Below are 19,194 nucleotides of genomic sequence, written 5' to 3' on the forward strand. Positions count from 1 at the left end.
ACTCCCGAATTACATTGGTGGAACGGTGCCGTCTTTACCGGCAGAAATGCGGGTGGCTACGCGTTCGCCCTTGTCGTCAGTCGCGGAGAACAACACGATGTGCACGCCAGGTTTCAGCAGGCTGCGATCGCCGGGATCGAGCGTGACGATCGGCACATCTTCCGGCACGTTGACGGTTTTCTGCTGGTTACCGTAGGTCACGGTCAGGGTACGGCCGTTGGATTTAACCAGTTTGCCGACGGTGCCGTTGGTCATGGTATCCACCTTGCCGTCGGCAGATTCCCAGGCCGAATGGCCTTCACCGGTGCCGCGCAGGCTGGCGGCGAACACGTGGACTTCCAGCGCCTTCAGGCTGCCGTCCGCTTGCGGTACCGCGGCGGTGCCGATAAAGCTGTCCGGTTTGATGTCATCCAGCGTGCCTTTTGAAACGCTCAGCACCTTGGTCTGGTCGTTGAGTTTTACGCTGATCTTTTCCCCTTTGCGGTCAGTGACCTGCAGGTTGCTGTCGGTCACCTGATCGATAGTGCCGCGCAGGGGAGCAATCACTTTTCCTGGCGTTTGAGCCGCAGCGGCGGCTCCGCTGCACAGCATCAGGGTGGACAGCAGTAAACCGGCAAAACGATGACGGGTAATCATAATGTTCTCCTTTGTTTAGGTTGCCGGTTAAGCATGGTTGAACAATAGGGACAGCACCATGTCCGTTTAATGACATTAATGTCATCAAGCATGTCTGCTGAAACTGCTAGTATTTCCGCAGGTGTAATGAGGTGGCGACAATGCGGATATTGGTAGTTGAAGACGACATCAGCACGGGTGATTACCTGAAGAAAGGGCTGGGGGAAGCCGGGTACAGCGTCGATTTGGCGCGTAACGGCACCGACGGCCTGTTCCTGGCGCTGGAGCATGGCTACGATGCCATCGTGCTCGACGTGATGCTGCCGGGGTTGGATGGTTGGCAGATCATTGAGGTACTGCGCAAGAAAAGCGACGTGCCTATTTTGTTTCTGACCGCCCGCGACGGGGTACAGGATCGTATTCATGGGCTGGAGCTCGGGGCCGATGATTATCTGATTAAACCGTTTTCCTTCACCGAACTGATGTTGCGACTGCGCACGCTGCTGCGGCGTGGCACGGTGCGTGAGGCCGACCACTATGCGATTGCCGATCTGCAACTTGACGTCCTGCGCCGCAAAGCGGTACGGCAGGAACAGGTGATCTCGCTGACCAACAAAGAATTCATGTTGTTACACCTGTTGGTGCGCCGTGAAGGGGAGGTATTGTCTCGCACCATGATCGCCTCGCAGGTCTGGGACATGAACTTTGACAGCGATACCAACGTGGTGGATGTGGCGATCAAGCGGCTACGCGCCAAGATTGACCGACCCTTTGACGTCAAGCTGATCCACAGCGTGCGCGGTATCGGCTACGTTTGCGAGCCGCGTTCATGAAGGCCCTGGCTCAACGCTGGCGTGCGCTGTCGTTGACACTGCGCAGTGCCATGCTGTTTGCGCTGGTGGCGGCACTGGTGGTCAGCGGTGCGGGAGGATACCTGTACGGAGCCATGCGTCAGGAGATGACCATCCGCAGCGATTTGCAGGTCACCGGCCGCGTGGAGTATTTTCGCCATTTATTGAGCCAGCGTTTTCCGCTCGACCGGCTGACGGCGAACACCGGCCTGTTCGAAAATATGCTGGGCAATGAACAGGATGTCCTTATTTTTCAGCAACTGGGTCAAAAGCCGTTAATCAACGTTAACCCGTCCCGATTGACCCTGCCGCCAATGACCCCGACGCCGGTGGGCACACCGCAGCGGTTGACTGCGGTACAGGGTGGGCTGACAGAGCAAGGCGTGCCCTTGCGTGCCGTCTCGGCGTTGGTCAGGCTACAGGACGGCAACCTGCTGCAGATCTCGGCGGCCCATGTGATGGTCAATGAACAGAAGATGTTGGCGCGTTATCTTTGGCGAATTGTGGCCGCGGTGGTGGTGGCGTTTGTCCTGATCGCCTTGCTGGGGTATTGGGTGATGCGTCGTGGGCTGCAGCCGTTATGGCGTATGGCGGCGCAGGCGGCGGTGATCACGCCGAATACGCTGTCGACTCGCCTGAGTGAGCAGGGCGCGCCAAAGGAGCTACAGCAACTGACTCGTTCATTTAATGCCATGCTCGATCGTCTGAACGATGGCTACCAGCGTCTGACACAGTTTTCCGCCGATCTGGCGCATGAGATCCGCACTCCGGTGGGCGCGCTAATGGGGCAATGCCAGGTGGCTCTCTATCAGTCGCGCAGCGTGGAGGAGTATGAAACCCTGCTGTCGAACAATATGGAGGAGCTGGAGCGCATTTCACGCATGGTGGAAAACATTCTGTTCCTGGCGCGTGCGGGAGAAGGGCAGGCCGTGCTGAACGCCAGCCGGCTTGATGTGGCGCAAGAGCTGCAGCGAGTGGCGGACTATTTCGAAGGCCTGGCAGAAGAGCGCGGTATGACACTGGTTTGCCAGGGGGAAGGGCAACTGTTGGCGGATGCGATGCTGTTCCAGCGTGCATTGAGCAATTTGGTTGCTAATGCGGTGCGTTATGCCGATGAAAATAGCCAGATACAGTTGCAGGTGCTTAGCCAGCCGACGGGGGAGACGGTGATACAGGTGGTTAATCAGGGACCGCCGATTGCCCCGGCGCATCTGGACAAGCTGTTCGACCGTTTTTACCGGGTTGACGCTGCCCGCAGTGCCGGCAGCCATGCCAGCGGTCTGGGGTTGGCGATCGTCCGTGCGATTATGACGCTGCATGGTGGTGTGAGTCGTGCTCACTGTTCCGCAGGGAATCATGCTGTCCGGATCACCTTCAGCCTGACCTTCCCCGCTGCGGATTAATTTAATTACGCTGTTTAAGGCTATTTTTTACGTCAATAATATAGTGACATAGGGTATTATTGACGTAAATGTTATTCGTAACATTTTACTTTCATTTCCTTCCTTATTGCCTCTATAACCCCCGTATCAAGTGATTAACTCTGCTGATGATTACGTCAATTTTGCGCTTTACCCTTTGATTTTTGGTTAAAAATAACACTGTTAAAATTTATGCAATATTATTTATTCATTAAAAATGCTTGCAATAAATGAACGGAAAGGATTTTTAGCTTAAAGGCGGTAATTTACAAAACAAAAAACTAACTTTAAGAACCTTTACATATAAATATATCAATGGTTGTGATGTTTGTATAATCTTTGGTTATGGTTTATGAGAAAAATCTTATATCTAAAATAGTAAGGAAAGAGACATCCATTCTGTGGCGTTAATTGATTTTCATTTCGATTGCTAGCTGAGATTGACCAATTAACCTGATTAAATATTGCTTAATATCCCATTAACATTTAACGCCGGCGATAAATAATCACTAGAGTGACCTTTAAAAAATGAAATATAGATTAAACGACCACATTATTTTTGATGTGGATACGGGTACCCTGAGCCAGACGGAGTTCTCTGATGACCCCATCTCTATTTCCAATCCTTCAAAACGATTACTGCTGCTATTGATTACCCATCATGGTGAGGCCGTTTGCAGGGAAGTGATATTCAAGAAGGTTTGGGATGATTATGGCATGGTTTCAGGCAACAATAATCTTAACCAGTGTGTGAGCAAACTGCGTCGGGTAATTAAAAATCTGGGCATTGAGGAAGAGGTAATCGCTACCGTTCCCAAAGTCGGTTTTATGCTGCGCTATGAAATAGAGGTGGAATCCTGTGACGGTTCGCAGGACAGCTTCACGGACGAAGACATACCCGTGGTTCCGCGAGCCTCAGATCAACCTGAAATAGCCTCATCGCCCGCAGAACCGCCAGTCACCGGGATGGTCTACGCCGGCTATTCCCGGCGTTGGTGGGCGATAGCCAGCGTAGTCGCGCTGGGGGTGATTATGTTGGTGGTGGCCATTAGCAGCTATCTCACCGGATCGGTTTCCCGGCAGGAAATTTATCTGGGTAAGGCCAACAGCTGCAAGGTTTTCATGTCGATGCCCGGCGCTGCGGCCGCCGCCAGTGCCGGTCTGAGCCGTGACATTCTGGCCTATGCCGCTCCGCAGACAGCAGAGTGCAGCGGTGATGAGTTTTTGTTGGTGGTACGCAGCAATCAGGTGCGCTCGTACATTTCCGGCATTTCCCGGCTATTTTTCCTGCGTTGCCGCATTTTGCGTGAGCACAGGGTCGAAATTTGTTCTGGTCTTGAAAGCGACAAAGCAGCAATTATCAATTAATCGGTGTCAGGATGAACACCACCCCGGGGGAAAGGAATATGCCGCCAATATTATCACCTTGATATTAACCACTTAACTTTCACTGCCTGGCTATTAATGCAGCATTTTTATGGCGCAACATTTATACTTTGCCAACCTGTGATGCTCGACATTTCCGCCTTGAACGCTATTTTTATACCTACTTTTCGGTAATAGATTATGACGAATACCCCTATCAGGGAGACTATTCTTTTTTATGAACCCAATCCCTGGGTGAGAAAAGGATTACGGGCACTTATTGACCCTGAGCCCACACACTATCAATTTGCCCACAGTATCAGGGAAATAGACGCTGTGCTGAAGGAGAATGAGAAACAAATCCTCATTATGGAGTTATATAATGAAAGTGAGAATTTGTATGATGTATTACGCTTCATTCTGACCATTAACGATTTCTGGCCGAAGACGCCGCTGATCATATTTACTGAAATCACCAACGCCAGCATATTGGCGATGCTGGCGGCGGAGGCGCATTTATCCCTGGTGGCAAAAGAAGATCCGCTGGATTGTTTGTTCGAGGCCTTTGCCGCTGCCGATACGGGGGTGGGGTATCGCAGTCCGGGTATTCAGACGGCATTGACTCAACCCGTAGAGCCTCTTTCCCGCAGTGAATGGCGCATATTGGCGATGATGATTAGCGATACCAATCCGCAACGCATTGCCCGTGTCACGCATCGCAGTTATAAAACGGTGAGTACCCATAAGTTGAATATCATGCGCAAACTTGGCCTTAATCAGGCGGGGTTTATGCGTTTGATTCTGGCTTTTCGCCTCCAGCACCCAGTCTGAAAGTAAGTCGTCGGTCTGTCTTGGCTCCGGGGCAGTCGGCGACGTATTCCCCTTCTCCTCAGATCTTTTAATTATGCCGGGCGCATCATTCCGGTGGAATTGATTTAAATCAAATTAAACATCCTACAAAAACAATCAGGAAGGTCGTATTTTGATTTGGCGTAACTGAGTGTTTTATATACAGTTGCGGCTGCTTTATTTGTCCGGAAAATAATAAGTTTTTTGTCCTTAGAGACGATACCGTTTGGGGTTTTAACCTTAAAATTGGTTTTATAAACATTAATTTCAGGGTTTAAAACTAAATATTTATCAATTGATAGTTAATGATTCTTTTTTGATCCAATGCGGTTACTCTTCATCTCGTCAAGCAGACTGGCTAAAGCAGGTCACGCTAATGGACGCACAATCATATTCAAAGTTGAAGGGAGTTTTACCATGAAGAAAATTACACTGGCTCTGGCAATCATTTCAGCCTTCGCTGCGGTCAGCACTGCACAAGCCGCCGACGTTACCGCTCAGGCGTTGGCCACCTGGTCTGCTACTGCGAAGAAAGACACTACCAGCAAGCTGGTTGTTACCCCTATTGGCAGCCTGTCCTTCAACTATGCGGAAGGCATCAAGGGTTTTAACAGCCAGAAAGGTCTGTTTGACGTGACCGTGGAAGGGGATGCTACCGCGACCGCATTCAAACTGACTTCCAAACTGGTTTCCAACACCCTGACTCAGCTCGATACCTCAGGTTCCACCCTGAACGTAGGTGTGAACTACAACGGTGAAGCCGTAGAGAAAACCGCTGAAACCACCATGATCGATACCTCTGCCGGTATTCTGGGCGGCAACCTGAGCGCGCTGTCCAACGCTTATAACCAGGCTGTTCGCACCAGCGCACAAGATCAGTTCACCTTCACCATCATTGGTGCCACCTCTGACGGCACTACCGCCGTGACGGATTTCAGCACCTTGCCTGAAGGGATCTGGAGCGGCGATGTGAGCGTTGAATTCAACGCCACCTGGACCGCGTAACTTCCCAGGTTCACCGCTATAAAACAGGGGGGCAACTCCCTGTTGTTTATCGCCACAGAAGCTCGTCATTGGAATGCCACCATGAAACACATCTCTCTCGCCGCTCTCCTGCTGTTATCGCTGTCTCACCCTGTTTTCGCGCTGGATGTCGGTGAGATCAGTTCATTCATGTACAGCGATAGCGCGCGTCTGAGTAAAGAGATCAAGAACACCACCGACAGTGGCCGCCTGGTGAACATCAAAATCGAGCGTATCTCCAGCCCACTGGAATCCGGAGCCGTGGTGCCGATGGGCAGCAAGGACGAAATGTTGCTGTCACCGGCCAGCCTGATATTGCCAGCCAACGCCAGCGATGTGATCCGCTTTTATTACAAAGGTCCCGCTGACGGCCAGGAGCGCTATTACCGCATCGTCTGGTTCGATCAGGCGCTGAGCGACGTAGGGCAAAACTCGGCCAGGCGCAATGCTGTTGCGACCACCTCTGCGCGTATTGGCACCATTTTAGTGGTGGCGCCAAGGCAGGACCAATTCAATTACCAGTTTGCCGACGGACAGATCAAAAACACCGGCAACGCCACTTTCAAGGTGGTGGCCTACGGCAACTGCCGCAGCAAGAAAGACGGCAATGACTGCAAGGAAAACTATTTCGTAATGCCGGGCAAGGCACGTGGTTTCAGCAAAGTGGACGTCAACGACAAGAAAGGTCGCGTGGCGCTATGGCATGGCGACCAGTTTATCCCGGTGAAATAGAGCAGGTTGTCTGCGATGAAACGGAATGCACCACATTAAAGCAAGGAGTGGCATGTGAAGGCTGTGCTGTTGAGAACGCTGCTGGCCAGCGGGGTGATGGCGATCCCTGCGGTGTTGCTACCGGGCCAGACGGTGAACGCTGCCGGGCTGACCCAGATTGACGGTGTGTTAATCCCACAGACCTTCAGCCTGGCGCTGCGCGAAGGCATGAGTATTCCATTACTGCTGCACTTTGAAAAAAATAGCGGCGTAAAAGATGACCGCCGTATTGGTCACGCCTTTTTATACCTGGATAACAATCAGCTGAAAATCCGCCAGATTACGCTGGAAGACGGTGACGATGGCACGCCGCTGACTGCAGAGACCATCAGGCAATTGCAGGCGCTGCAGGAAGCCGGCTTTGACCCGCAGCAGCGCATTGCACTGACGGATGACGCCTGGCTGGCGCTGGATTTCCGCCAGCTTAATTTGCAACTGGTGGTGAAAGAGGCGGCGATGGGAACCCTGTTGCGTGCTCGCTCCAGTGACATCGGCGTTTCCAGCGTGGACGCCATCAGCAGCACGCTGGATTATAACCTCGGGGTTTACGATAACCGCACCCGGGCCAGCGAGGGCAATACCTCCAGCTATTTGTCGCTCAACAGCGTGACAGCCCTGCGTGAGCATCATGTGGAAGTTAACGGTTCCGTCTATGGTATCGGCAGCGGCGATGAGAATGCCACGCTGTATAAGGCGATGTACGAACGTGATTTTGCCGGCCGTCGCTTTGCCGCCGGCATGCTGGACAGTTGGAATCTGCAGTCGCTGGGGCCGGTCACCACCATCAACTCCAGCAAAATTTATGGCCTGTCTTACGGCAACCGCGCCAACTCGACCGTATTTGATAACAGCCAATCGCTGACGCCGATCGTGGCGTTCTTCCCCTCGGCGGGGGAAGTACATTTGTCGCGCGAGGGACGACTGCTGAGCGTGCAGAACTTCGCTATGGGCAACCATGAAGTGGATACCGGCAACTTGCCCTACGGCATTTATGACGTTGAGGTTGAGGTGGTGGTCAACGGTCGGGTGGTGGATAAACGCATGCAGCGGGTAAACAAGTTGTTTAGCCCCAACCGCGGTGCCAATGCACCGCTGGCCTGGCAATTTTGGGGCGGGATGATCCGCATGGACGACTGGCGTGGTGATGATCAACGCCAACGGCAGGCCAAGGATTCTTACCTGATCGGCGCTTCGGCCACCGGTAACCTGCAGACGCTGAACTGGGCGCTTTCCGGTTACTCGTTTGACAGCAACGCGGTGGGCGAAAGCCGTATCAGCGTGCCATTGACCCAATCCATTCAGTTCAACGTGCAGAACATGGCGGCGTCTGACCATTCCTGGAGCCTGGTCAACAGCGTCAGTGCTGCGCTGCCCGGCGGTTTCAGCAGCCTGTGGGTCAACCAGGAAAAAACGGTGATTGGCGACAAGCTGCTGCAAAACGATGCGCACAACCGCGCCATCGGCGGCACGATGAATTTTGGTGCGCTTTGGTCGCCGTTGGGCAGCCTAAGCCTCAGTTACAACGACGATAAAAAGAACAGCAGCCACTATTACAACGCTGATTATTATCAAAACATTTTCACCGGTCGTTTTGGCACGCTTGGCGTGCGTGCCGGCGTTCAGCGCTACAACAACGGTGGCTACAGTTCGAATACCGGTAAATACATCGCACTCGATTTTTCACTGCCGATGGGCAACTGGCTCAGCGCCGGGGTTTCAAACCAGAACGGCTATACCACCGCTAACCTGGCCGCGCGTAAAGATATTCAAGACGGGCCAATCCGTACCCTTGGCGCCAACCTGTCACGGGCGATCTCCGGTGACACCAACGGCGACAACAGTATGAATGGTGGTGCCTACGCGCGCTTTGACACCAAGTATTCCGCCGGTACGGTCAACGTCAGCAGCTCTGCCGACGGTTACGTTAACACCAGCCTGACCGCCAGCGGCAGCGTGGGCTGGCAAGGACGTGATATTGCGGCCAGCGGCAGAAATGAGGGCAATGCGGGCATCATCTTTAACACCGGCATCGAAAATGACGGCATGCTGACCGCTCGGGTTGATGGCCGGACGGTGAAGCTGACCGGCAATAAAAACTATGTGCCGTTGTCGCCTTACGGCCAGTACGAAGTTGAATTAATGAACAATAAAAACTCGGCGGAAAGCTTCGACATCGTCACCAGGCGCAAGAGCAAGCTGACGCTGTATCCAGGCAACGTGGCGGTGATCACGCCGGAAATTAAACAGATGGTGACGGTGTTTGGCCGCATCAAGGCGGAAGACGGCACGTTGCTGGCTAATGCCTATATCAAAAACCATATCGGCCGCACTCGCACCGATGAGAAAGGTGAATTCATTATGGATGTCGATAAGAAATTCCCGGTGATCGACTTTACCTACAGCGGTAACCAGAGCTGCGAAGTGGGCCTGGATCTGAGCAAAGCGCAGGGGGCGATATGGGTTGGCGACGTGATTTGTACCGGATTGAAAACCTATGCGGGTAACCAGCAGGCAGGAGAAATGGCGAATGAAGGCTAAGTTTACGCTGCTGCTGATGCTGTTGGCTGCCTTGCCGTTGCGGGCAGCGATAAACGTGACTAACCGGCCGGATGCCGCGATGGTTAAGTTCGTGTTTGTCGAGAATAACGCCGATGACAACTTTTTTGTCACCCCGTCCGGGGCGCTTGATCCGCGCATGACCGGTGCCAATAAATGGACCGGGCTGAAATACGGCGGCTCCGGCACCATTTACCAGCAGAGCCTGGGCTATGTGGATAACGGTTACAACACCGGCCTGTCGGCCAACAACCGTTTTGACATGTGGCTGGAAAATGCCCCGATCAAGAACCCGTTCCTCGGGCTGCGCTGCATTAACTGGTATGGCGGCTGTAATATGGATACCAGCCTGATTTTGCCGCAGGCCACCGATGAAAAAGGGTTTTATGGTGCAGTGGTGACCTCGGGTGGCGCTAAATGGATGCACGGCATGATGTCGCCGAGTTTCTATCAGTATTTGAAGCAGATGGCGCCCGGTGACGCGTTCAGCATGCAGATTAATGGTTGCCAGACCGCAGACGTCTACGATGCCAGTAACGGGGGGCGTTGCCAGGATCAGAGCAGAGGTAGCTGGTATAAACGCAACGTGACCCACAGCAAGGCGGCGCATCTGCGCTTTATCAACACCAACGCGGTGTCGGAAGTGTTTGTTAACAGTGACGGCGTGCCGATCATCGGTGAAGGCAATGCCGACTGCAAAAACCAGACTATCGGTTCGCGTTCCGGCATTACCTGCAAAATGGTCAGTTACGATCTGCAGACCGACGGCAGCGTCAGTAACACCTCGATTCATGTGTTCCCGGCGATCAACAATGCGGCGTTAACCTCGGCGACCAACGCCGCCGATTTGCAGTTCAGCCTGGACGGAAACAGCTGGAAAAATACCTCGGGTACCGGCAGTTACTACACCTTTAACCAACTGAAGAGCAGCAATGTGATCTATGTGTTCTTCGCCAGCAACTTTTTCAAACAGATGGTGAAGCTGGGCATCTCCGACAGCGGTACTCGTGACCTGATTAACTTCCGCTTTCAGAACACCACTTCGCCAGAGTCTGGTTGGTATGAGTTTTCCACCTCCAACCAGCTGATTATCAAACCGCGTGATTTCAGTATCAGCATCATTTCTGACGACTACGACAATCAGCCGCACCGTGAGGGCTACGTCGGCCCGGCAGAGCCGCCGCTGGAATTTGGCTATATCGTCACCACCAGCGGTAAGACTGCCGCCGATCAGGTGAGGGTGATGGCTACCGGCCCGACGCAGGCCATCAACGGGATTAATTACTGTATTTTTTCCTCGGCGGATAGCCACAGCCAGGTACCCTTTCCGGCCACGCTCAGTATCACCACCAGCACCAATGGTCAGCAGAGCTATGACGCCGGCTGCGACGGGCAGTGGCATGACATGACTAACGCGTTATGGAGCAGCACGCCGTGGAACGATATTTCCGGCGAGGTCGGGGTGCTAAACAAAACCCGGGTGAAGTTCAGCATTCCGATGAATAACCCGATCTCGCTTAAAACGGTGGACGGTAACGGCTGGTATGGCGACGTCAGTGCCGCCGGGGAGATCCACGTTGAAGCCACCTGGCGCAATATTAACTAGAGGAAACGCCGTGAGAAGCTGGCTGTTGTGGCTACTGTGTCTGCCATTGAGCGCGACGGCGATTAATGTCGGCACTCTGACGTTTGCGATGGATCAGGACCAATCGTTCACCGCCAAGCGGGTGCTGAACAATAACCGCAGCGCACGTATTTATCAGGTGACTTTGCGAGCTATTGACCGGCCGGGGGAGAATGAGGCTCGCAGCCGCCCGGCGGACGGCGAACTGCTGTTTGCCCCACGTCAGCTACAACTGCAGGCCGGGCAGGGCGAATATTACAAGTTCTTCTACCGTGGCCCGCAGGATAACCGTGAGCGTTATTACCGGGTGTCATTTCGCGAAATTCCCACCCGCCTTTTCGACCCGGCGCAGCGTCAAACTACCGGCGTCAATCTGGAGCCGATAGTGGTGATGGACACCATTTTGGTGGTGCGCCCGCGCCAGAGCAATTTCGCCTATCGGCTGGATCCGCAGCGCGGTACCCTCACCAATACCGGCAACACCTACTTTAAATTCCTGCTCAAACCCGGCTGCGACAGCACCGATGAAGAGGGGATCACCGAGTACCTGCGCCCCGGTGATACGCTGACCCATGCCGGTATTCGACTGAAAGGGCAGAAATTTATTATCTATAACGACAAATTTATCAGCGTCGATAAAAGCTGCATTCACTAATGCAGTACAGATTGCTGCCAAAGCCCGTTATTAGGGAGAGCGTGCCGTTGGGGTCGTAGCGGCGCAGCCGCCGACCAATTTGCCGGGAGCAAATTGGAACGACGTCTAGTCGGCCCGTAGGGTGGGACACATGGACGTGTCCCATAATGGCCCCTCGGTGCGCTAGGCCCGGGTATCTCTGACTAAAAGACAACGTTGCCATTAAACTCAGTGGCTTCAACTAGCGCAGCGGGATCGAAAAGCGGAAACAGGCACCGGCTTGCGGCCGCTCGACCAATTGGATATCGCTGTCGTGCAGCAGCAAGATGCGCCGAACGATCATCAGCCCCAAACCGCTGGCATGACGGCGCGCGCTGCTCAGAATGGAAGGGCGCATGAACAGATCGGCACGCAGCTCCTGTGGAATACCCGGGCCGCTGTCATTGACCTGCACCAGCACCTTGCCTGCCTGTTGCCACAGGCGCACCTCGATCTCGCCGCCCTGCGGTGTGTGGCGGATGGCGTTATCCAGCAGGTTGGTCAGCACCCGTTCAATCATGCTGACGTCGGCAAACACCAGGGGAATACCCGGGGTGATATCCGCCAGCAACCGCTGCTGACGTGCCTCCGCCGCCAATTCAAACTTCTGGAAGACATCCTGCACCAGTTCGCTGAGTGAGAACGGCTCTTTCTGCGGTTTCACCACGCCATATTCCAGCCGCGCCAATTCGAACAGTTCCTGCGCCAATCGACCTACTTTGCGGCTCTGCGCCAAGGCGATCTCCAGATAGCGTTGACGATCGTTTTCGCTCAGATTGGCGGACTTGACCGACAGCGTTTCCAGATAGCCGTGCAGTGACGTCAGTGGGGTACGCAGGTCGTGCGAGATGTTGGCGATAAATTCGCGGCGTTGCTGATCCTGCTGCGAAAGCGTCTGCCACTGCTCGGCAATACGCTGTGCCATGCTGCGGAATGCCTGCTGCAGTCGACTGACTTCATCGCGACCGCCGCTGTCGGCCGGCAGTGCCGCATAGGCTTGTACCGCCGCGATGCCACCGCTGTCCAGCTCACTGACCTGGCGTGTCAAACGGCGGATAGGTCGGGTCACCCAATAAAATGCAAAACCACCGGCCACCAGGCTGAACAGCACCATCAGGCCGGATGTCCACAGCGCCATGGAGACCGCGGAGTTATGCAAAGCATGGCTGGTTAATGCGTCGTAATCCTCGCCCAGCAGCACCACATACAAATAGCCTTCAACCTGTCCATTGACCTTCAGCGGCGCGGCGCTGAACACTTTTTTGGCGTCCGGATTCCGTGGATCATCGCCGTAAACCGGCATATTTGCACCGTTGAACAACGCCTGCAGCGGCTGCAGATCCACTTTCTGGCGTTTCAGATGGCCGGCCGGGGCGGCGTTACCAATGATGTCGCCCTGTTTATCGAGCAGGTACACCTCAACGCTGGGATTCACCGCCATCAGTTGATTAAACAGACTATTGACTGACTCCGCGTTCAGCCCATTTTGCCCTAACAGCGGATTGCTGTCGGCAATGTGCTGCGCCAGATTACCGGACAGCCGTTGGATCACTCCCTGGCTGTACTGGGTGCTGCTGCGGACCTGCATCCAGCCGGAAATGGCGCAGCTGATTACCATCAACAGGGCGAAGATCAGGGTCAGGCGTTGCGTTAGCGTAAGGTTTTTCATGATTCACTCTTGCGGCGCTGCCGCGAATTTATAGCCCATGCCCCATACGGTGAGGATGCGCTCGGGTTCCGCCGGGTTGGTTTCAATCTTGATGCGCAGCCGGTTGATGTGAGTATTCACGGTGTGCTCGTAGCCTTCATGCTGATAACCCCACACCTGATTGAGCAGGCTGAGGCGGGAAAACACCTTGCCAGGGTGTTTGGCAAAAAAATACAGCAGGTCGAATTCACGCGGTGTCAGATCGACCGTCTGCTGGTTCAAATGCACTTCACGGGCAATCGGATCTATGGTCAAGCCGTCAAAACTGAGCGTGCCGGCGTCCATCCGCAGGTTACGGCTCATCGCCTCCTGGCGGCGGAACAGCGCCTTGACCCTGGCAACCAGCTCCAGCATTGAAAAAGGCTTGGCGAGGTAGTCGTCAGCGCCCAGCTCCAATCCCAACACGCGATGTACTTCGCTGGAACGTGCACTGGTGATGATGATCGGCGTGTAGCGCGTCATATTGCGTGCCCGACGGCAGATCTCCAGCCCGTCGATCCCCGGCAACATCAGATCGAGGATCAGCGCGTCCCAGCCGCCCTGTTCCAGCATCGCCATACCCAGATTGCCATCGGCGGCATGGCTGATGTCATAGCCTTCATCGCGCAGATGTAATTGCAGCAGCTCTGCGATATTGCCGTCATCCTCGACGATTAAAATTTTCTTTGGCTTATCCATTCTTCTCACCGCTGATTGCCAGACCTGATTGAAGTCTACACAAGCGACGCAGCCGGAGTTATCACATTTTATTTAACTTTGCGTGAGGTCTTGGGGAACAAATCAGACGGATACTCAACACATCGAAACCACCACCCTCAGGAGAGCCCCATGGCCATGTCCATTACGCCGGAGAAACCGGTGCTGATCCATCCGCTGTGGCTGCGCCTGACGCATTGGCTGAATGCGCTGGCGATGTTGATCATGGTGGCCAGCGGCTGGCGTATCTATAACGCCTCGCCGTTGTTTAACTTCAGCTTTATCAATGAGCTGACGTTAGGTGGTTGGTTGGGTGGTGCGCTGCAGTGGCACTTTGCCGGTATGTGGCTGTTTGGCATTAACGGTCTGTGTTATCTGCTGATTAACCTGTTTAGTGGCCGTCTGAAACGCAAGTTCTGGCCGCTCAGCCCGAAAGCCTTGTTGAGTGACCTGCTGGCGGCGCTGCGGGGCAAGCTCGGTCACAACGACTTACGCCATTACAACATGGTGCAGCGGGTGGCCTACCTGTTTGTGATGGTGGCTGGGGTGGTGATGGTGCTTTCCGGCCTGGTGCTGTGGAAGTCGGTGCAATTTCCGCTGCTGCGTGAGCTGCTCGGCGGCTATGACGCAGCACGCTATATCCACTTTTTTGCCATGTCGGCGCTGGTGGGGTTTGTGGTGGTGCATCTGGTGATGGTGGCGCTGGTGCCACGCACGCTGTTGGCTATGTTGCGTGGACGTTAAGGAGAGCCCGATGAAAACAGATAAACACCCGATCAGCCTGAGTGAAGGGCGGGAGATCGTCAGGGAGGCACAGCAATTGCTGGCACGCCAACTGGAGTCCTCTTCACGCCGTCGTTTCCTGCGCAATGGGCTGACGCTGGGGGGGATTGCGATGCTCACCGGTTGTGACATCAGCGACAACACCAATGTGGAACAGGCGCTGAACCGCATCTCGCGGTTTAACGATCGGGTACAGGGCTGGCTGTTCAATGCCGACCATCTGGCACCGGTGTACGCCGAATCGATGATCACCCGTCCGTTCCCGTTCAATGCGTTTTATGCCGAGGAACAGGCACCGGATATTAATGGCGACGACTATCGGCTGGAAGTCAGCGGACTGGTGCTGAATAAACACTCCTGGACGCTGCCGCAATTGCACAAGATGTCGCAGATCAGCCAGGTGACGCGCCATATCTGCGTTGAAGGCTGGAGTGCGATCGGCAAATGGGGTGGGGTGCCGTTCGCGGAGTTTCTCCAGGCGATCGGCGCGGACCTGAGCGCAAAATATGTCAGCTTCAAATGTGCCGACGATTATTACACCAGTATCGACATGGCTACGGCGCTGCATCCGCAAACCATTATGGCGCTGACCTACGACGGCCAGATCCTGCCGCGTAAATACGGCTACCCGATGAAACTGCGCATGCCGACCAAGCTCGGCTACAAGAATCCAAAACATATTCAGGTGATTGAAGTCACCAACCGTTTTCCCGGCGGTTACTGGGAAGATCAAGGTTACAACTGGTTTGGCGGCAGCTAACGAAGGCCGCAACTATCCCCCGGCACACAGGTGCTTTTTAAATGAGAGAAGGAAATACCATGAAAAAGTTATTCGCAGTGATGATGTGTAGCGCATTGATGTTGGGTTCTATCGCTGCCAATGCGGCAGACAGCATGAGCAAAGACGCGATGAAAAAGGACAACATGGGCCAGATGTCTCATGACGGTATGGCTAAAGATGGCATGAAAAAAGACGCCATGAAGAAAGACTGCATGAGCAAGGATTGCATGAAAAAAGATTCCATGAGTAAAGATGCGATGAAACACGACGGCATGAAGAAAGACAGCATGGCCAAAGACGGCATGAAAAAAGATGAAATGAAAAAAGACAGCATGGGGAAATAAGTGCTGCAGACTCAGGATAGCCTGAAAACCAAAGGCCACGTGATGTGGCCTTTGGCATTTTAACGCTTACATATCCGGGAAGGTCAGGGTATTCCCCGGCGCCTCACGGTGGATGTGCACAAAGTTCAGGTGTTTTTCATACTGATCGAGGATATCGCCGATCACCTGTTCCTTGCTGTAGTCCATCAGGTCATTGCCCTGGGTGCCTTCCATCAGGAAGGTTTCCAACCGGTAGTAGTGCGATTTACCGGAGCGGGCGCGATAGGTAAAGCCCGGCACGGAGTAACGCTGTGGCCAGATTTGGTAGGTAAAGTTCTGCTCTTCACCCAAATGCACCAGCAACTCCAGATGGTTTAAACGCTCATCTTCGGTTGGCGGCACCTCACTGAACTCCACTTTGGCACCGCGCAACTCCAGCTCACGCGCCACTTCCTGCATCGCCGGCCGGCAACGAGTATCCATCATTTTCTGCGTGTATTGGGTACCCGGATAATTCATCACCCGTGACAGGCGCTGTTTCCAGTTCAACACGTCATTGCTGGACACCGGCATCGGTGCGGTGGTGTTCAGGGCGCTGGCCTTGCGGTAATCCTCCACCCGCAGCGATTTATACAGCCCGGCCATCACAAAGAAGATCACAAAGCTGAACGGCAGGCCCATGATCACCGTGGTTTTTTGCAGCGCGGGCACGCCGTCGGTCATCAACATACCTATGGTCAGCAGGCCAATCGCTACCGACCAGAAAATACGCAGCCAGTTGGGGGCATCATTATTGATGTCGCTCAGGCGCGAGGTGAAGTTACCCAGCACCAGCGAACCGGAGTCCGCCGAGGTGACGTAAAACAGCAGGCCAGTGATAGTCGCCACCGAAGCGCTGAAGGTAAAGCCCGGGTACTGCGCCAGCAGGCTGTAGAAACCGCGTTCCGGGTACTGCATCACTTCCTGCGCGAAGGCAGCGTTGCCGTGAATAATCTGGTACAGCGCGCTGTTACCGAAGATCGACAGCCACAGCAGGGTAAACACGAAAGGAATAATCAGCGTGCCGACCACGAATTGACGGATGGTACGCCCGCGTGAAATTCGCGCCAGGAACAGGCCGACAAAGGGTGCCCAGGCTACCCACCAGGCCCAGAAGAACAGGGTCCAGTTGTTCATCCACTCCACCGGACGATCGAAGGCGAAGCTGTTAAGCGTCATACCCATAAAGCGGTTGACGTAATCGCCGACGTTGAGCACCAGTGCATTAAGCAGGAACTCGGTATCGCCGAAGAACAGCACGAACAGGATCAACCCCAGCGCCAGCAGCACGTTGAGCTCGGAAAGAATACGGATGCCCTTGTTGACGCCGGAGGTCACCGAAATGGTGGCCATGATCACCGACAGCAGGATCAGCGCGGCCTGAACCGTCAGGTTTTCCGGTATGTGGAACAGGACTTTCAGCCCGTAGTTCAACTGCACCACGCCAATGCCGAGCGTGGTGGCGATACCGAAGATGGTGCCCAGTACCGCAGCAATATCAACGCTGTGGCCGATCGGGCCGTTAATGCGCTTGCCGAAGATCGGGTACAGCGCCGAACGGATGGTCAGCGGCAGGTTATAGCGGTAGCTGAAGTAGCCAAGAGCGATGCCCATCAGCGCATACATCGACCAGCCGGTCAGCCCGTAGTGGAACAGCGTCCAGACCATCGCCTGGCGTGCGGCTTCCAGCGTCTGGCCCTGGCCTTCCGGCGGCATCATATATTGTGTCACCGGTTCGGCGACCGAGAAGAACATCAGATCGATGCCGATACCGGCGGCAAACAGCATCGCTGCCCAGCTCATCAGGCTGAATTCGGGTTTTGACTGCTCGGGCCCGAGCTTGATTGAACCAAAGCGTGAAGCGGCGATAAACACCACAAATACGATGTAAAGGGTGGCGGCCAGCAGGTAGTACCAGCCGAAGGTAGTAGAAACCCAATTCAGGGTGCGGGTGATCCATCGCCCGGAGAAATCGGTAAAAAAGATGGTCATCAGCGAGAAGGCCAGGATCAGCCCCGCCGAGGTGAAGAAAACCACAGGATTAAGGCCATCCTTTTGTGGTTTTGAGGAGGTTTCGCGTGTTGTCATCGTCTTCCTCTGTTTTTTAACAACTGAGTAAAATCGTGCCCACACACCAGCCTGAACGACACGCAGGTGTCGCCCGGAAACAGTGCGGATAAAAACGCCGCGGCAATTGCTGTTCTGCTTGCCAAAAGTTGCCGCTTTGTTTGTTAACGAAACGGGAAATCGTTTCGTGGTGGGAACCGCTTACAGACACTGATTTTGGTCAGATTCGTTAAATACCTCACGAAAATCAGCCAGTTCCACAACCGAAAAGTACATATTTGTAACCAAGCGGTAATAAAATATATGCAATTTTTATTGAACGTTCAATCAAAAAAAAGTTTAATAGTTGCCATGAAGACCAAGTTCAGCAGGCGGAAAGACGGTGAAATCCCGCCGCTGAGACGAGGCCGAAGTCGGTTTTGTGAGAGTCGAATTATGCCAAAGGTAGGAATGCAGCCGATCAGAAGGCAGCAGTTGATAGATGCCACGCTGGCCGCAGTCAATGAAGTTGGAATGCATGACGCCACCATTGCGCAGATAGCGCGACGGGCGGGCGTTTCCAACGGCATTATCAGCCACTATTTCAAGGATAAGAACGGCCTGCTGGAAGCCACAATGCGCTATTTGATTAGCCATTTGGGCGAGGCTGTGAGGTTGCGGTTACAGGCGTTGAGCGACCACAGCCCGGCATCACGGCTGCAGGCGATCGTCGCTGGTAATTTCGACGACAGTCAGATCAACAGCGCGGCGATGAAAACCTGGTTGGCTTTTTGGGCCAGCAGCCTGCACCAACCGCAGCTTAACCGGTTGCAACAGGTGAACGGTCGTCGTTTGTATTCCAACCTGTGCGCTGAATTTAGCCGCGAACTGCCGAAGGCGCAGGCACGGCTGGCGGCCAAAGGGCTGGCGGCATTGATCGACGGTCTGTGGTTACGCAGCGCGTTGCGCGGTGCGGCGTTTAATCAGGCACAGGCGATTGCGCTCACTACCGATTACATTACGTTTCAACTCCGGGGGCACACGCCACCCTGAGGACAACCCAAGGAGAA

The 19,194-nt window shown here is 54.2% G+C and carries 17 protein-coding genes; 13 read left to right on the top strand and 4 right to left on the bottom strand.

Annotated features, from left to right (window positions below):
- Positions 1 to 9: 9 nt before the first annotated feature.
- Complete coding sequence (locus NHG65_RS07535; protein WP_499183122.1) at positions 10 to 636, bottom strand: hypothetical protein; 627 nt, start codon at positions 634 to 636, stop codon at positions 10 to 12.
- A gap of 140 nt (positions 637 to 776) precedes the next feature.
- Between NHG65_RS07535 and NHG65_RS07540 the strand changes: the two genes are divergently transcribed.
- The 9 genes from NHG65_RS07540 to NHG65_RS07580 all read left to right on the top strand — a co-directional run bounded on the left by NHG65_RS07540 (position 777) and on the right by NHG65_RS07580 (position 11,730).
- Positions 777 to 1,448 carry a heavy metal response regulator transcription factor gene (locus NHG65_RS07540; protein ID WP_499183123.1) on the top strand — a complete coding sequence of 224 codons (672 nt, stop codon included), beginning with the start codon at positions 777 to 779 and terminating at the stop codon, positions 1,446 to 1,448.
- Entirely contained in the window at positions 1,445 to 2,869 is a 1,425-nt protein-coding gene (locus NHG65_RS07545; RefSeq protein WP_219015727.1) for a heavy metal sensor histidine kinase, read from the top strand. Before NHG65_RS07540 ends, NHG65_RS07545 begins: the two co-directional genes overlap by 4 nt.
- A 546-nt stretch (positions 2,870 to 3,415) precedes the next feature.
- Positions 3,416 to 4,255: a winged helix-turn-helix domain-containing protein gene (locus NHG65_RS07550; protein WP_099064063.1), complete on the top strand. Its 840-nt coding sequence runs from the start codon at positions 3,416 to 3,418 to the stop codon at positions 4,253 to 4,255.
- A gap of 198 nt (positions 4,256 to 4,453) precedes the next feature.
- Positions 4,454 to 5,083, top strand: a complete 630-nt coding sequence (locus tag NHG65_RS07555; protein ID WP_414072540.1) for a helix-turn-helix transcriptional regulator — start codon at positions 4,454 to 4,456, stop codon at positions 5,081 to 5,083.
- 435 nt (positions 5,084 to 5,518) lie between these two features.
- A complete protein-coding gene (ecpA, locus tag NHG65_RS07560; protein ID WP_085115879.1) occupies positions 5,519 to 6,106 on the top strand; it encodes a common pilus major fimbrillin subunit EcpA in 588 nt (195 codons plus the stop codon).
- Between the two features lie 81 nt (positions 6,107 to 6,187).
- Positions 6,188 to 6,856 carry an EcpB family pilus assembly chaperone gene (locus NHG65_RS07565; RefSeq protein ID WP_099064065.1) on the top strand — a complete coding sequence of 223 codons (669 nt, stop codon included), beginning with the start codon at positions 6,188 to 6,190 and terminating at the stop codon, positions 6,854 to 6,856.
- A gap of 54 nt (positions 6,857 to 6,910) precedes the next feature.
- The gene (locus NHG65_RS07570) at positions 6,911 to 9,433 is read left to right on the top strand and encodes a CS1-pili formation C-terminal domain-containing protein (protein WP_499183124.1); all 2,523 of its coding nucleotides are present in this window, start codon (positions 6,911 to 6,913) and stop codon (positions 9,431 to 9,433) included.
- The gene (gene ecpD / locus NHG65_RS07575; RefSeq protein ID WP_499183125.1) at positions 9,423 to 11,057 is read left to right on the top strand and encodes a fimbrial adhesin EcpD; all 1,635 of its coding nucleotides are present in this window, start codon (positions 9,423 to 9,425) and stop codon (positions 11,055 to 11,057) included. The genes NHG65_RS07570 and ecpD overlap by 11 nt, the downstream gene beginning before the upstream one ends.
- Before the next feature lie 10 nt (positions 11,058 to 11,067).
- Positions 11,068 to 11,730 (top strand): fimbria/pilus periplasmic chaperone, encoded by a 663-nt coding sequence (locus tag NHG65_RS07580; RefSeq protein ID WP_219015730.1) that lies wholly within the window; start codon positions 11,068 to 11,070, stop codon positions 11,728 to 11,730.
- A gap of 220 nt (positions 11,731 to 11,950) precedes the next feature.
- Here NHG65_RS07580 and NHG65_RS07585 read toward each other — a convergent pair whose 3' ends face one another.
- Entirely contained in the window at positions 11,951 to 13,417 is a 1,467-nt protein-coding gene (locus tag NHG65_RS07585; protein ID WP_499183126.1) for a sensor histidine kinase, read from the bottom strand.
- Positions 13,418 to 13,420: 3 nt separating this feature from the next.
- A complete protein-coding gene (locus NHG65_RS07590) occupies positions 13,421 to 14,134 on the bottom strand; it encodes a response regulator transcription factor (protein ID WP_085115885.1) in 714 nt (237 codons plus the stop codon).
- Between the two features lie 150 nt (positions 14,135 to 14,284).
- On the opposite strand from NHG65_RS07590, the gene NHG65_RS07595 reads away from it, so the two are divergent.
- Genes NHG65_RS07595 through NHG65_RS07605 form a run of 3 tightly spaced genes read left to right on the top strand, consistent with a single transcriptional unit; the run spans position 14,285 to position 16,060 of the window.
- Entirely contained in the window at positions 14,285 to 14,896 is a 612-nt protein-coding gene (locus NHG65_RS07595; RefSeq protein ID WP_099064071.1) for a cytochrome b/b6 domain-containing protein, read from the top strand.
- A 10-nt stretch (positions 14,897 to 14,906) separates the two neighbouring features.
- The gene (locus NHG65_RS07600) at positions 14,907 to 15,695 is read left to right on the top strand and encodes a molybdopterin-dependent oxidoreductase (RefSeq protein ID WP_499183127.1); all 789 of its coding nucleotides are present in this window, start codon (positions 14,907 to 14,909) and stop codon (positions 15,693 to 15,695) included.
- A gap of 59 nt (positions 15,696 to 15,754) precedes the next feature.
- On the top strand, positions 15,755 to 16,060 hold the full coding sequence (locus NHG65_RS07605) for a pentapeptide MXKDX repeat protein (protein WP_499183128.1): 306 nt from the start codon (positions 15,755 to 15,757) through the stop codon (positions 16,058 to 16,060).
- Positions 16,061 to 16,126: 66 nt separating this feature from the next.
- Here the strand turns inward: NHG65_RS07605 and NHG65_RS07610 are convergent, their stop codons facing one another.
- Entirely contained in the window at positions 16,127 to 18,166 is a 2,040-nt protein-coding gene (locus NHG65_RS07610) for a choline transporter (RefSeq protein WP_099064074.1), read from the bottom strand.
- Positions 18,167 to 18,580: 414 nt separating this feature from the next.
- Here NHG65_RS07610 and betI point away from each other — a divergent pair, with 414 nt between their 5' ends.
- Complete coding sequence (gene betI / locus NHG65_RS07615; RefSeq protein WP_414069916.1) at positions 18,581 to 19,177, top strand: transcriptional regulator BetI; 597 nt, start codon at positions 18,581 to 18,583, stop codon at positions 19,175 to 19,177.
- Positions 19,178 to 19,194: the final 17 nt, after the last annotated feature.

Source organism: Serratia myotis, assembly GCF_027474885.1.
Classification (GTDB): Bacteria; Pseudomonadota; Gammaproteobacteria; order Enterobacterales; family Enterobacteriaceae; genus Serratia; species Serratia proteamaculans.